The sequence below is a fragment of the Zafaria cholistanensis genome (assembly GCF_008580665.1).
In the GTDB taxonomy this organism is placed as follows: domain Bacteria; phylum Actinomycetota; class Actinomycetes; order Actinomycetales; family Micrococcaceae; genus Zafaria; species Zafaria cholistanensis.
Genome location: NZ_BKDJ01000006.1, coordinates 134014 through 147078 on the forward strand (window position 1 = coordinate 134014; position 13065 = coordinate 147078).

11 protein-coding genes are annotated in these 13065 nt (G+C 71.3%); 3 read left to right on the top strand and 8 right to left on the bottom strand.

The annotated features are described in order from the left end of the window. Positions 1 to 46 precede the first annotated feature (46 nt). From NCCP_RS07490 to NCCP_RS07510, 5 genes are read right to left on the bottom strand one after another with little or no spacing between them, the layout of a single operon-like run. Entirely contained in the window at positions 47 to 1102 is a 1056-nt protein-coding gene (locus tag NCCP_RS07490; RefSeq protein WP_225873741.1) for a hypothetical protein, read from the bottom strand. Then, positions 1083 to 2570 (bottom strand): polysialyltransferase family glycosyltransferase, encoded by a 1488-nt coding sequence (locus NCCP_RS07495; RefSeq protein ID WP_149956616.1) that lies wholly within the window; start codon positions 2568 to 2570, stop codon positions 1083 to 1085. The genes NCCP_RS07490 and NCCP_RS07495 overlap by 20 nt, the downstream gene beginning before the upstream one ends. Then, complete coding sequence (locus NCCP_RS07500; protein ID WP_149956617.1) at positions 2567 to 3601, bottom strand: glycosyltransferase family 2 protein; 1035 nt, start codon at positions 3599 to 3601, stop codon at positions 2567 to 2569. The genes NCCP_RS07495 and NCCP_RS07500 overlap by 4 nt, the downstream gene beginning before the upstream one ends. Before the next feature lie 10 nt (positions 3602 to 3611). After that, positions 3612 to 4508: an N-acetylneuraminate synthase family protein gene (locus NCCP_RS07505; protein ID WP_149956618.1), complete on the bottom strand. Its 897-nt coding sequence runs from the start codon at positions 4506 to 4508 to the stop codon at positions 3612 to 3614. Positions 4509 to 4524: 16 nt separating this feature from the next. Further along, entirely contained in the window at positions 4525 to 5745 is a 1221-nt protein-coding gene (locus tag NCCP_RS07510) for an acylneuraminate cytidylyltransferase (RefSeq protein ID WP_225873742.1), read from the bottom strand. A gap of 197 nt (positions 5746 to 5942) precedes the next feature. On the opposite strand from NCCP_RS07510, the gene NCCP_RS07515 reads away from it, so the two are divergent. Both NCCP_RS07515 and NCCP_RS07520 read left to right on the top strand, forming a co-directional pair. Beyond that, a complete protein-coding gene (locus NCCP_RS07515; RefSeq protein ID WP_149956619.1) occupies positions 5943 to 7565 on the top strand; it encodes a glycosyltransferase family 87 protein in 1623 nt (540 codons plus the stop codon). Then, positions 7558 to 9102 carry a phytoene desaturase family protein gene (locus tag NCCP_RS07520; protein ID WP_149956620.1) on the top strand — a complete coding sequence of 515 codons (1545 nt, stop codon included), beginning with the start codon at positions 7558 to 7560 and terminating at the stop codon, positions 9100 to 9102. The genes NCCP_RS07515 and NCCP_RS07520 overlap by 8 nt, the downstream gene beginning before the upstream one ends. 10 nt (positions 9103 to 9112) lie before the next feature. Here the strand turns inward: NCCP_RS07520 and NCCP_RS07525 are convergent, their stop codons facing one another. From NCCP_RS07525 to NCCP_RS07535, 3 genes are all read right to left on the bottom strand, one after another. Then, on the bottom strand, positions 9113 to 10012 hold the full coding sequence (locus tag NCCP_RS07525; protein WP_149956621.1) for a diacylglycerol/lipid kinase family protein: 900 nt from the start codon (positions 10010 to 10012) through the stop codon (positions 9113 to 9115). A 44-nt stretch (positions 10013 to 10056) separates the two neighbouring features. After that, the gene (locus NCCP_RS07530) at positions 10057 to 10476 is read right to left on the bottom strand and encodes a DUF6098 family protein (RefSeq protein WP_149956622.1); all 420 of its coding nucleotides are present in this window, start codon (positions 10474 to 10476) and stop codon (positions 10057 to 10059) included. Between the two features lie 114 nt (positions 10477 to 10590). Further along, positions 10591 to 11649, bottom strand: coding sequence for a YihY/virulence factor BrkB family protein (locus tag NCCP_RS07535; protein WP_149956623.1), 1059 nt, complete (start codon positions 11647 to 11649; stop codon positions 10591 to 10593). A gap of 247 nt (positions 11650 to 11896) precedes the next feature. Between NCCP_RS07535 and NCCP_RS07540 the strand changes: the two genes are divergently transcribed. After that, positions 11897 to 12976, top strand: a complete 1080-nt coding sequence (locus tag NCCP_RS07540) for a hypothetical protein (RefSeq protein WP_149956624.1) — start codon at positions 11897 to 11899, stop codon at positions 12974 to 12976. The last annotated feature ends 89 nt before the right edge of the window (positions 12977 to 13065 follow it).

Below are 13065 nucleotides of genomic sequence, written 5' to 3' on the forward strand. Positions count from 1 at the left end.
TCCTAGTGAATCCGGTCAGCTGAATCTGGTCAGCCCAGTGAAGTAGTCAGCCCAGTGAAGTGGTCAGGTGCGCGCGCAGCGCGGGGGTCGCCGCCGGGGTCCACCAGGGATCGGGGACGGGGTGCCCCTTGATGGCCACGCCGTTGGGCGCCAGCAGCAGCCGCAGGGAGGGCAGCACGGTGGAGGGCAGGGCGCGCACGGTCTGGCCCGGGCGCAACCCGCGCAACCTCATCTCCACCGGCACTGTGTGCTCCTGGACGCGGATCATGGGGTTCCCGGCCAGCCGGGCCAGGAAGTCCGGGCGTTCGCGCCGGTGCGGGAAGTAGGCCACCGGGCCGTCCTCGGCCAGCGACATCACCCAACCCAGGTAGGCCTCCACGTCGACCAGGCCATCGGAGGCCAGCGCGGAACCGACCACGATGGTTGGCTCGTGGAAGGTCTCCGGCACCGGCTGGCTGGCCAGCCACTCGAAGCGGTGGTGCTCCAGGTGTCCGCCCAGCGCCCGGAACTTCTCGTCGACGCAGATCGGCACGGGCAGCGCGGTGAAGGCCATCAGCCTGCCGTGCCTGGCAAGCAGGCGCAGGTGGTGCCAGGTGGCCAGGCCCAGGGCCCGCCGGCCGAGGCCGGCCCGCCCGCGCGGGCGGATGAGCGGAACGGGCCGGTCGGCGGTGAGCATGTCCAGCAGCTTCAGGGTGGCCAGGCCGTCGTCGACGATGACCACCTCCTGGGCCGCGACCGGGCCCAGCAGCGCCCGCTGGATGCGGCCGGAGTAGGCGTCGCCGGTCACCCAGCGGTCGATGCCCGGCCGGCTGGCCGGAGGCACCTTGAGCCCGGCATCGGCGAAGCTGATCCCGGGCGGGGCGTGGGCCACCAGCGCCTGCAGCGTGGAATCCAGCCCCTCCGTTCCCCCGCGGGGGTGGATCACGGTGTCTGAACCCAGCAGCCCCGCACCGTGCGCCTCTACTGCGCTGAGCAGCTGCAGCGGGGATTCGACCCACACCTCGGCACGCCCGTGGCGGGGCCGGGCAACCTCCGGCACCAGCCGCAGCCTGCGGCTGTGCTCCCGCCGCCCCACGGCGGCCTTACTCTGTGCCGTTTGCATGGCGGTGTTCCGGCCGAAGCCGTGTGGCGAGCCGGCCCAGCCGCCTCCGTCCGGCCCGCCCCATCCTCAGGAGCGCCCGGGGGTGCAGCCGGTGGGATGCGGGGGCGGGATTGGACGGGGCGGGATTGGACGGGGTGGGGTGGGACTGTGCCGAAGCGGACAGGGCGGTGTCGCCGGTGGGGGCGCCGTCCGGTTCATCGGCCTCCCGGGACTGGTCGGAAACGGGCAGGTCGGGGAGGGGCAGGTCGAGGACGGACAGGCGGCGTCGCCTGAAATAGCGGGCCTGCTGGGGCAGGCCCGCACGCAGGAATTCCGTGGTGGCCGAACGCAGGCCCGGCAGTTGCCTGGACTGCATGCAGTACGCCACGGCCTCGACCAGGCGCTGAAGCTGTCCGCCGGTGCCGTCGGGGTCCTCGGCCGGGGTGGGCATCGAGCGGACCAGCAGCGCATCGATGAGGGTGACCGGGATCCGGTTGCTGTTCTCGTACGGGGTCAGGCGCTCCAGCAGAAGCTCGGTGCCGACGGCCTGGCATTCGATTCCCAAGAGGTACCGTGCCGTGGCCAGCGCGGTGGAGAAGCAGGAGATGACGACGTCGGGACGCATCTTCGCCATGGCCGTTTCCGCCAGCACGGGGCTGTCCAGCACCATAAAGCCCAGTCCCAGGCCGGCGGCATCCTCGGCCAGCCGGCGCGCCGTCGGGGGGCCCGAGCTGGGGTGCGGCTTGAAGACCACCGTGCGGACTCCGCGGTCCCGCGCCGCCCGCAGCATGTCCCGGTGCAGCCCGGCCTCCTCCTCAGCGGTGAGGATCCCGAGGTCCGCAAGGTACTGCCCGAGCACCAGGGCGGTGGGTCCCTGGGAGGCAGCGGCGGGAAGGTCCGGGGTGGCGTCGGCGACCTCACAGAACACTGCGGCGAGGCCGGCCAGCCCCACCGCGGTCCGGCGCGGGCCGTGCTCGCGCAGCAGCAGCGGTTCCAGCCCGGGAACCAGGTCGACGTACACAATCCCGTCCAGCCGCTGGCACAGCGGCTGGGGCAGCCCGTTACGGGTGGGCCCGTAGGACATGAGGCCGTCGGAATGCACCAGGATGGGGGCGTCGTGGAAGATCCGGCACAGTGCAACCGCCGGGTTGACCTGTATCGATTCGACCACCAGCTGCACGGGGGCGGTGCCCAGTCCCCAGTGGCTGCGCAGCAGGCGTTCCCAGAGGGGCAGCTCGTCCCGGCGGGGGCTGAACTGGGCCGGGCGCCGCGGCCACAGCAGTTCGGCAAGGTCGAGGACGCGGTCGAACCGGGCGGCCAGGGCGCCAAACCCCGCCATGTCCTGGATGCGGGGGGAGAGCTCGGGCTGGTGGGCTCCGTTGGCGAGGACCAGGACGCGCTCGTCGGCGTCGGGAAGCGCCCCGGCGTCGACCATTGCGGCCAGCGAGACAACCTGGAACATGGTGGAGGCCGCGACAAGCTGGATCATGGGGAGACTCCTGCGGGTGCGGCGGGCACGGATTCGGCGGGCACGGAGCCCGTAAAACGCCCGGGGCCACCGGGCAGCAGCGGGAGCAGGGCGGCCCGGCGCTCCGCATCCAGGGTATCCAGGGCCCCCTGGCATGCTTCCTGGGGCATGGCGGCCAGGGCCTGGGTGATGCCCGCCCGCAGCGGTTCCCGCAAGTCCCCGGGCCAGTTGTCCCTGCCCAGGTGGTGGCAGGCCACGGCGCAGAACTGCCGGGCAACCTTGGGCCAGAACAGGGTGGGGTCCTCAACGGTTTGGACCAGGTCGAAAATCATCGCGAACGACGGGAGGAAGTCCAATTGCCTTTCGTCGCAGACCTGGGTCAGGGAGGTTGGCACTCCCCGCCGGTAGATGACGCCGGGGGCGTTGACGACAGCGAAACTGTCCGCCTGGAGATGCAGGCGCCAGATCCAGGGGCGGTCCTCGGCGGTCCTCAGGCCGTCGGGAAAGCGCAGCAGTCCGCGTTCGGCGACCCGCCGCTGGAACAGCCCGGCCCATGCATAGGGGTAGTCGACCATGGCCCTTGCGTCGGCCGGCAGGATCGACTCCCGGGGGTCCAGGGCGGTTCCTCGGCGGGCTTGGGGTGCGCGCACCAGGGTGCGCCTGCCCTCCTCCACGGTGACGTGGTCGGTGCGGACAAAGTCCACATCCAGCCGCCGCAGCGAATCGAGGCACGCCGCCAGATGCCCGGGGGCCAGCCAGTCGTCGCCGTCGAGGAAGGCGATGTACGCACCCCCGGCGGCGTCGAGGCCCTGGTTCCGGGCCGTGGCCAGGCCCGCGGTGGATTCGTTGCGGAGCACCCGGAGGCCGGGGAGCCGGTCCGCGAAGGACGCGGCCAGCTCCCCGGTTCCGTCGGTGGATCCGTCGTCGACCACCAGCACCTCGAGCACGGCGGGATCGTCGAACTGCAGGGCAAGCGAAGCCAGGGCGTCGGAGACGTACGGTGCCTGGTCCTTGGCCGGGACGATCACGCTGACGAGGGGCCGGTGGGTCATAGGGCGGTCCTTAGGCGTCGACGCGGCGCAGGCGGGACAGCGGGGCCAGCTCGCCCGGGAAGACGCGCTTGACGCCGTCGCCCAGGGCTTCCTCCAGGATGCGGATGTCGCGGATCAGCGCCTCGAAGCCCTTCGGCTCCAGCGAGGAGGCCTGGTCCGAGCCCCACATGGTGCGGTCCAGGGTGATGTGGCGCTCCACCGTCACCGCGCCCAGGGCGACGGCGGCCAGGGAGATCTGCAGGCCGCGCTCGTGGCCGGAGTAGCCCACCGGCACCTGGTAGCGCTCGCGCAGGGTCTCGATGGTGCGCAGGTTCGCCTCCTCCGCGGGCAGCGGGTAGGTGGAGGTCGCGTGCATGAGGACCAGCCTATCCGTGCCGAGGGTTTCCACGGCGGTGTCGATCTGCTCAAGCGTGGACATGCCGGTGGAGAGGATGATCGGCTTGCCGGTCTCGGCGAGCGCCCGCAGCAGGTCCAGGTCGGTGACCGAGGCGGAGGCGACCTTGTGGGTCAGCGCTCCCTGGGCCTCCATGAACTCCACGGAGGGCACATCCCACGGGGAAGCGAAGCAGTGCAGGCCCTGGGCGGCCGCGTAGGACATCAGCTCCTTGTACTGCTCGGCGCCGAACTCGACGCGGTAGCGGTAGTCCAGGTAGGTCATCTCGCCCCACGGGGTGGAGCGGATCTTGTCCCGCATGTCCATCGGGGTGGAGATGTCCGGGGTGCGCTTCTGGAACTTGACGGCGTTGGCGCCGGCCGCCGCGGAGACGTCGATCAGCTGCTTGGCGATGTCCATGTCGCCGTTGTGGTTGATGCCGATCTCGCCGATGACGTAGACGGACTGGCCCGGGCCGACCTTGAAGTCGCCGATGCTGACGGGTGCGATGTCGGTGATGGCTGCGGTGGTCATGCTGACCGCCCCTTTCTTAGTGGTGTTCGCCGGCGGTCGCGAGGACGCGCGGCTGTGGTTGTGCGGCGAGGATGCGCTCGCAGGCTTCGCGGACGGCCCCGTGGCCGCCCTTGGCGGACAGCACCAGTCGTGCCGCCGCGCGCGCTTCGGGCCGTGCGTCGGCGACCGCGAGCGGCCATCCGACGGTGGCCATGGCGCCGACGTCGTTGACGTCGTTGCCAAGGAAGGCGACCCGCTCCGGGTCCAGGCCCCGGGCGGAAATCCATTCGGCCAGCCGGGAGGCCTTGTCGTCGATGCCCTGCAGGACCTCGACGCCAAGCTTGCGTCCCCGCGCGGCAACGACCGGGTTCTTCTCCGTGGACAGGATCAGCAGCGGCACGCCGGCCCGGCGCAGCCGGGCCACGCCCATGCCGTCGCCGCGGTGCACGCGCACGTGCTCGGTCCCGTCCTCGGAGAGCAGGACGGCGTCGTCGGTGTGGACGCCGTCGAAGTCGGTGACCAGGGCGTCGACGTCGATGCCGGCCCCGCCCGGGGCCGCTTCCTCCCGGCGCGCCGCCAGGGCGGTCACCAGGTCCAGGTCCTCGGGCGAGTCGATCTCGACCGAGTGCTCCGGCGGGACCACGTGCAGTCGCAGCTGGCCGAAGAAACGGTGCCCGTGCCGGCGGAACCCCTCGGTGCGCAGCGCGTAGAACGCGCCGGTTTCGCGGTACTGGGGTTCGCGGTCCTGGCGGCGGGGACGGTGCGCGGCGTCATGCCCGACGGCGGCAACCCGGCCGTCCGGGCCCACGGTCCACAGGAACGCGTGGCTTTCGGCGACGCTGAAGCACACGTCGGCACCCCCGGCGAGGACCTCCGTGACCGCGGCGTCCAGGTCCGCGGGGTCGATGAAGGGGGAGGTGCACTGCAGCAGGACCACCACCTCGGGATCCTCGCCCGCCTGGGTGCGGTGCGCGTCCAGGGCGTGCAGGACCGCGGATTCGCTGGTGGCCAGGTCCCCGGAGAGTTCGGCGGGGCGGTCCACGGCCTGGGCGCCGCAGCGCAGCGCCTCCGCGCGGATTCCCGGGTGGTCGGTGCTGACCACCACATCGGTTACGGAGGGGGCGCAGAGCGCGGCGTCGACGGCCCGGGCCACCAGCGATCGCCCGGCCACGGGCCGGAGGTTTTTGAGGGGGATTCCCTTGGATCCGCCGCGGGCTGGAATCACCACGAGGACCCGGGATTTCTTGCTCTTGCTCACCCCCAAGACGGTACGGAGCAGCTGTTAAGGGGCCGGGAAGGGCGGGTGAACGGCCGGTGATGGGCCGAAGACGCTTTGGCGTCCCGCACGTCCCGCCGGCGCCGCACGCTCCGAAGGAGCCGGCGCCCGCGGACGGGCGGGTTCCGCCGGGCCCGGACCCTTCGGTTGGGCGCCCCCCAGCGGATAGGCTCGAACCTATGGAGCCTCATCCCCCCGGGCCGCCGGCGCGCCCGTCCGGCCGGCCGGTGCGCATCACCGCGCCCACGCGCAACGACCCGCTGCTGCGCCGGCTGGCGGAAGTGGCCGGGGGGCCGCTGGGCCGCCACGCGGATCCGGGGCGGGTAAACCCCGGATTCTGGAGCCTTGAACGGGTGCTGATCGCGATGACCGTCGTCGCGGCGATCCTGGCCGTGCTGGCCAAGAACGCCTGCCGGGTGAACGGCTGGGGCGGCACCGGCTCCTTCGCGTGGGGCTGCTATTCGGACTGGCCCTCGCTGTTCACCGGCCGCGGCTTCGCCGGGAACCCGTGGGCGGCTTTCGCTCCCGGCGCCGAGTTCGAATACCCCGTCCTGATGGGGGCGGTGGCGGGCCTGATCGCCTGGCTCGTCCCGCCGGATGCCGGGAACCGGGCCCTGGTGTTCTTCGATCTCAACGTGCTCGCCGTCGTCGGGCTCTGGCTGGCGGCAGTGATCGCGACGGCGCGCAGCGCCGGACGCAGGCCCTGGGATGCGGCCATGGTGGCACTGGCTCCCGGCATCATCCTGGCCTCCACCATCAACTGGGACATGTGGGCGGTGGCGCTGCTGGCGCTGGCCGTGCTGGCGTGGTCGCGGGACAAGCCGCTGCTTGCCGGGGTCCTGGTGGGGCTGGGCACCGCCATGAAGCTTTATCCCGTGCTGTTCTTCGGTGCCGTCGCCGTGCTGGCCCTGCGCACCGGGCGCTGGCGCCCGCTGGCGCTCAGCGGCGCCGGGGCCGCGGGGGCCTGGGGGGCCGTGAACCTGCCGTTCGCGCTGGCGAACTTTGAGGCGTGGGCGTACTTCTTCGAATTCACGCGGGACCGTGAGGCCGGCTGGTCCTCGCTGTGGAACGCCTGGAACACCCTGGCCGCCGCTCTCCCCGGCGCCCCCCGTTTCGACGCCGCAAGCATCAACGCAGCCGGGTTCTGGCTTTTCGCCGCAAGCTGCGCGGGCATCGCGGCGCTGGGGCTGCTGGCCCCGCGGCGCCCGCGCTTCGCGCAGCTGCTGTTCCTGGTGGTCGCCAGCTTCATCCTGTTCAACAAGGTGTACTCGCCGCAGTTCGTGGTGTGGCTGGTGCCGCTGGCCGTGCTTGCCTGGCCGCGCTGGCGGGACTTCCTGGCCTGGCAGCTGGTGGAGGCCCTGCACTTCTGGGCCATCTGGATGCACCTCTACGCGATCACCGCGGACATCAAGCCCCAGCACACCTTTCCCGAATCCTTCTACGTCCTGGCCGTCTTTGGACACATGGCCGCGACCGGGTACCTGATGTACCGGGTGGTGCGCAGCATGATGGATCCGGAGCGGGATCCGGTGCGCCGGGTCGGCCAGGAGGACCCCCAGGCCGGTCCTTTCGCGGGGGCCCCCGACCGGTTCACGCTGCGTTGGCCGCGGGCCTCCGAAGCGGTCCGCGCTGCCCGCGCCGGCACCGCGCGCGGACGGCGTTTTGCCCAGCCGCCGTTCGATCCCTCCACTGAACCACCCACTGGCCCGCCTGCCGGCCCGAACTCCGCCCCGCCCGGCCCACCGGCCGCCGGGGCCGGATCCGGCGTTCCGGGCGCGGGGAACGGAGCCCGCAATGGCTGATGCCGCCGTCGTCGGATCCGGACCCAACGGCCTCGCGGCCGCGGTCACCCTGGCCCGGGCCGGGCTGTCGGTACGCGTCTACGAGGCCGAGGACAGCATCGGCGGCGGTTCCCGAACGCTGGAGCTGGGCCTGCCGGGGCACCGGCACGACATCGGCGCCGCCGTCCACCCCATGGCGCTGGCGTCCCCGTTCTTCCGCGAAATCGGACTGGCCGACCGGGTGGACTTCATAGTACCGGAGGTCTCCTACGCGCACCCGCTGCCGGACGGGCGAACCGGCCTGGCCTGGCGCGACCTGGAGCGCACGGCCGAGGGGCTGGGTTCTGCCGGGCCCGCCTATGAGCGGCTGTTTGGACCACTGGTCCGCGCCTACGGCTCCGTCACGGACCTGGTGCTGCACCCGCTGCTGCGGATGCCGCACGGCCTGGACGGACTGGGCGCCACCGCCGCGTTCGGTGTGCGGGCGGCCGCACTGTCCGTGCCCGCCCCGGTCCTGAACTCCGCCGCCGGGATGCTGCCGCCGCTTCTGGGAGGCGCCGGCTGGGGAGGTGCGGGCGGGAAGGATGTGGAGGCGATGGCCGCGCTGCTGGCCGGGGTGCGGGCCCACAACGCCGGCGGGGGTGCCGGGCCCGCGGCAAACGGAGCCGCCCTGGTGCTCGGCACCGCAGCGCATGCGACCGGCTGGCCGATCCCGCTGGGCGGATCGCAGGCGATCCCCAACGCGCTGGCCATGGACCTGATAGACCACGGCGGGCGGATCGAAACCGGGCGGCGCGTGGAGCGGATCGCGGACCTGGAGGAGGAGCTGGTGTTCTGCGACACCTCGCCCGAGGACCTGGCCCGAATCGCCGGGGCCGTCCTGCCCGAGGGCTACCGGAACCGGCTCCTCGCCACCCGGCGCGGGCCCGGGTCCTGCGTGGTGCACTACGTGCTGGACGGGCCGGTCCCGTGGCGGGACCCGGACATCGCGCTCGCCGGGACGGTCCACCTGGGCGGCACCGCGGCGGACATCCGGCGGTGGGAGCTGGACCAGCGCGGCCCGGGAAGCCGGCGCGGCGCCGGAGGTCGGGGCCGCCGGGCCGGGGCCGGATCCGGGCCGGGAATCGGCGGCGGGCACGGCCCCTACGTGATCGTGTCCCAGCCGAGCCTGTTCGACCCTTCCCGCGCCCCAGCGGGCCACCACGTCCTGTGGGCCTACTGCCACGTTCCGTTCGGCAGCCCCGCCGACATGACGGAGGCGATCACAGCCCAACTGGAGGCAGCGGCACCGGGGTTCCGGGACACGGTCGTGCACTCGGAGGCGATGACCGCCCCCGGGTTGCAGGCGCGCAACGCGAATCTGGTGGGCGGGGACATCTCCGGGGGCGCCGTGGACCTGGCGGGGATGCTGAGCCGGCCGGTGCTGGCGGCCTCGCCCTGGCGGACCCCGGCGCGCGGGCTCTACCTGTGTTCCAGCTCCACCCCGCCGGGGCCGGCCGTGCACGGGATGTGCGGGCACCTGGCCGCGCGGACGGCGCTGAAGGACCTCGCCGGCTGAGGCGTGGGCCCTATCCGATCGTGGCCAGGGCCCGGGGCACGCTCCGGATGCGGACCACGGTGTTGGCGGAGACTGACTTCACTTCGCCGTCCACCTGGTACGGCATCGGCTTGAGCGCGGTGAATTCGTAGCGGCTGACGCTGGGCTGGTCGCCCAGTCCCTTCGTCGTGGCGCGTGCGGCGAGCAGCAGGATCCGCCACTTGGGCATGTGGGGGAAGGTGATGACCTCGAACTTCCCGTCGCGGGGCTGCTCGTCGGCCTCGCTGAGCGTGGCGTACTTCGCCATTTCGGGGATGTTGGCGAAGATCAGGCTGTCGAGCTTGCGGCGCTTCCCGTTCTGCTCCTTGATTTCGAAGGGCTTGAACTTCGAGAAGGTCCGCACCACCGTGACCATTTCCTTCAGCGAGCCCTTGCTGCCCTTTTCCAGGTCGACCGCCACCACCGGAGTGAGGCCAAAGCCGATGTAGGAGTGCGCATAGGCGCTGCCGGAGCCTTCCCCGCCCTCCGTCTCGATCCGCAGCAGGTCGATGTGGCGCACCTGGCCCCCGGCGATGGCCTCCTCCAGAGGCTGGGTGCCCACCGTGCGCTGGTGGTCGTTGGCGTTCCCGGCGGCCATGACCGCGCAGACGGCCTCCCGGTTGCCGCTTTGCATGACCCCGTTGACCACCTCGTTGTAGCCGCCGTCGCCGCTGACCGACACAACCAGGACCCGGCCGCCGCCCGCGGCAGCCTCCCGCGCCAGGTCCACGGCGTGGCCGGCATGCTCGGTGGGCTGGAGCCGGATCTCCGCCGGGTAGGGAAGCAGTTCGCCCAGCCGGTCCCTCAGTTGTTCCGCAAGCTGGGGCGCGTTGCCCGTGCTGTTCGGGTTGAAAATGATGACGATCGATTCGAACCTGCGTGCAGCATCCATGTCGTGATCCTATGGTCTTCGGGCCGCGCGCGTCGCGTGCAGGCTCAGTCCTCGGGGCCCGTGCCGGCGTCGAACCGGTCCTCGTAGATCCGCTGGGCCTCGTCGAGCAGAGCGTCGGAAAGCCGGGCGACCGGGGTGACACCGGTCAGCAGGGGCTCGCAGTCCGGGCCCCGGGCGATGCAGTGCCCCCTTGCCACCCAGGCGTACCGGTCGGGGTTTTTGTCCTTGAGGTGCTTGTACTGGCAGAGCTGGCGCGCCAGCCAATCCTGCAGGGGGCGGGTCCACCACGACTCCGGGCGCAGGGGATTGACGGAAAGCCCCGGAAGTTCGATCCCGCTCTCGGTGTCCAGGCTCCCGCCGTCCCGGTCGGATTCGTAGCCTGCGGAGTACCTGACATAGAGGTCCGGCTCGCTGCGCACCAGGTCCTCCAGCTCGGCGATGGAGTGCAGGTGGGGAAGTGCCATCGTGGGTTTCCTCCAACTAGTGCGGAGCTTTGGGCTCCGCAGTGTATGACGCAGCCGAATTACCGCGCCATCCCGGAGCCGCCCCGCCGCAGTGGGCGGCTCCGGGGAGCCCCGCTAGGGGTTCCGGCCTTGCTGTTCGCGCAGCTCCCGGCCTTCCGCGATGTCTTGTTGCTCCTTGTCGTGTTTCTTGTCGCTGGCCTTGGTGTCGCGGGGCGGCAACTGCAGGTTTTCCTCGGCCCTGATTCCGCCCTGGAGCTGCCGGCCCCGTTCCATTTCGGCATCGAATTCGGCTCCGAAGAGCAGCGAGATGTTCGCGATCCAGATCCAGAGCAGCAGCACGATCATGCCGCCAATGGTTCCGTAGGTCTTGTTGTAGTTGCCGAAGTTCGAGACGTAGAAGAAGAATCCCAGCGTCGCCAGGGCAAGCACGACCAGGGCGATGAGGGCCCCCAAGCTGATCCACCTGAATTTGGGCTGCCGGACGTTGGGGGTCGCGTAGTACAGCACAGCAATCAGGACGATGGCAAAGCCCAGCAGGACAGGCCACTTGGCGATGTTCCACACCGCCACAGTGGTCTGTCCCAGGCCCACCGCGTCGCCGATGGCTTGGGCCAGCGGCCCGGAAACGACCAGGAGGATGGCCATGAGCATCGCGAGCAGGAGCAGCGCGACGGTGACCGCCAGCATGACGGGGCGCAGCTTGTAGAAGGGCCGGCCCTCCTCGATCTCGTAGATTCGGTTCATGGCCCGGCCAAATGCCCCCACGTATCCCGAGGCGGACCAGATGGCGCCGGCGAGGCCGATGATGAACGTCAGGCCGGCGCCCGGGGCCGTGGCCAGCTGCTGGATCGGCGGGCGCAGCGTGTCCACGACGTCCGAACTGGCAACGCGTTCAAGGATCTGCAGCAGCAGCTGCGTGGTCTGCTCGGCCTGGCCAACGATGCCGAGCAGGGACATCATGGCCAGGAGCGCCGGGAACAGGGAGAGGACGCCGAAGAAGGTCAGTGCGGCCGCCAGGTCCGTGCAGTGGTCCCCGGAGAATTCGCGGATGGTCCGCCTGAGAATGTACTTCCACGAGGGTTTTTCGATCTGGGCGGGCGTGTCCGGCTTCCGGCCGTCCTCGGGGCCGGGCGTGGTGCGCGTGTCTTGTGAAGAAGAATCACTGCTTGGCATGGGAGCCTCCCAGGGTCGCTCTTGATGGTCCGCGGACCAGTCCTTGGCCGGTCCGCGCTCGCTGGCACGATTCCCCGCCTAGCGTAGCGGGGATACGGGACATCTCCACCCTGTTGGGGCCCCGAAATGCGGTGGCGGGAGCCGGTACCCCACACGCCCAGGCCCCCACCAGGGCCCGCTCGTAGTGTGGAAGAAGGCGCGTGGAAGGCGATGACAGAATGACGGCGGGCGGGAAGGAGGACAGGGTTTGAGCGAGGATGGTGGCCAGCGCACCCTGCGGGTGGGCATCCTGGCGGACCCGGGGCTGCCCGAGGCGGCCGCGCGCCCGATCGCCCAAGGGTTGGCCGGCGCCTTGCGGCGCGTGGTCGATCCTGGCTGCCGGTGGGATGTCGAAACCCTGCGCGGAGCCTTGCCGCTGACGGAGGACGGGCACATCCCCCTGCTTGAGCAGGCCGCGGAGCTGAGGGCGCGGAACCGGTGGGATTACGTGGTGTACCTGACGGACCTGCCCCGATCTCACGACGGGAAGGTCATGGTGTGCGAATCCAGCGCGGAGGCGAAGACGGTCCTGGTTTCGATGCCCGCGCTGGGGGCCTGGCGCGTGGGGGCTGCTGCCCGGAAGCTCCTGCTGGGCGCGCTGGGGTCCCTGCACGGGGGCGGCGGGCACCCCCCGCTTCCCCGCAGGACGCCCTTCCGGGCATCGACGGTTCAACGCCAAGGAGCAGAGGATGTTTCCTACACGGTAGTGTCCGGCTGGCCGGGCCGGCTGCGGCTGCTGGCGGGCATGGTCCGCAACAACAGGCCGGGCCGGCTGCTGTCCGCCCTCTCCACCTGCATGGCCGCCGCGGCCGCGACCGGTGCCTTCGGCATCTTCTACACCACCATGTGGAACATGGCCGACGTGCTGCCCCCGTGGCGGCTGGCGCTGATCAGCGCCGCGACGGTCGGCGCGCTGGGAGCGTGGCTCATCGTGCACAACGGATTGTGGAGCAGGGGCCTGGGCCCGGAAGCCTCGGCCCGGGCGGGCCTGGACAACGCGGCAACCATCGCCACCGTGGCGCTGAGCGTGGGGCTGATGCACATGGTCCTGTTTATGGTGCTGATGGCCGGGTCGCTGGTGGTTATCGATGCCGGCTACCTGGAAGCGGAGCTGGGCCACCCGGTGGGCCCGCTGGACTACGCGCGCCTGGCCTGGCTGGCGGCTTCGCTGGGAACCGTGGCGGGGGCCCTGGGCTCCAACTTCGACAGCGACGAGGCCATCCGTGAGGCGACCTACAGCAGGAGGGACCGCCAGCGGCGCCGCCTGAAGGACTCCTTCGAGGACTGATCCGGAGGGGGCGCCCGCCGGCCCGCGGGGAGCAGGAGTCCGCACGCCGGGAGACGCATGTTGTGGCTTGCACCGCAGGTGCCGCCCGT

What these genes read in the sequence shown, in the direction of transcription:
- NCCP_RS07495 (WP_149956616.1), bottom strand. Translation starts at nt 2,570, where the DNA reads ATGATCCAGCTTGTCGCGGCCTCCACCATGTTCCAGGTTGTCTCGCTG.
- NCCP_RS07525 (WP_149956621.1), bottom strand. Translation starts at nt 10,012, where the DNA reads ATGGATGCTGCACGCAGGTTCGAATCGATCGTCATCATTTTCAACCCG.
- NCCP_RS07505 (WP_149956618.1), bottom strand. Translation starts at nt 4,508, where the DNA reads ATGACCACCGCAGCCATCACCGACATCGCACCCGTCAGCATCGGCGAC.
- NCCP_RS07520 (WP_149956620.1), top strand. Translation starts at nt 7,558, where the DNA reads ATGGCTGATGCCGCCGTCGTCGGATCCGGACCCAACGGCCTCGCGGCC.
- NCCP_RS07535 (WP_149956623.1), bottom strand. Translation starts at nt 11,649, where the DNA reads ATGCCAAGCAGTGATTCTTCTTCACAAGACACGCGCACCACGCCCGGC.
- NCCP_RS07490 (WP_225873741.1), bottom strand. Translation starts at nt 1,102, where the DNA reads ATGCAAACGGCACAGAGTAAGGCCGCCGTGGGGCGGCGGGAGCACAGC.
- NCCP_RS07500 (WP_149956617.1), bottom strand. Translation starts at nt 3,601, where the DNA reads ATGACCCACCGGCCCCTCGTCAGCGTGATCGTCCCGGCCAAGGACCAG.
- NCCP_RS07530 (WP_149956622.1), bottom strand. Translation starts at nt 10,476, where the DNA reads ATGGCACTTCCCCACCTGCACTCCATCGCCGAGCTGGAGGACCTGGTG.
- NCCP_RS07515 (WP_149956619.1), top strand. Translation starts at nt 5,943, where the DNA reads ATGGAGCCTCATCCCCCCGGGCCGCCGGCGCGCCCGTCCGGCCGGCCG.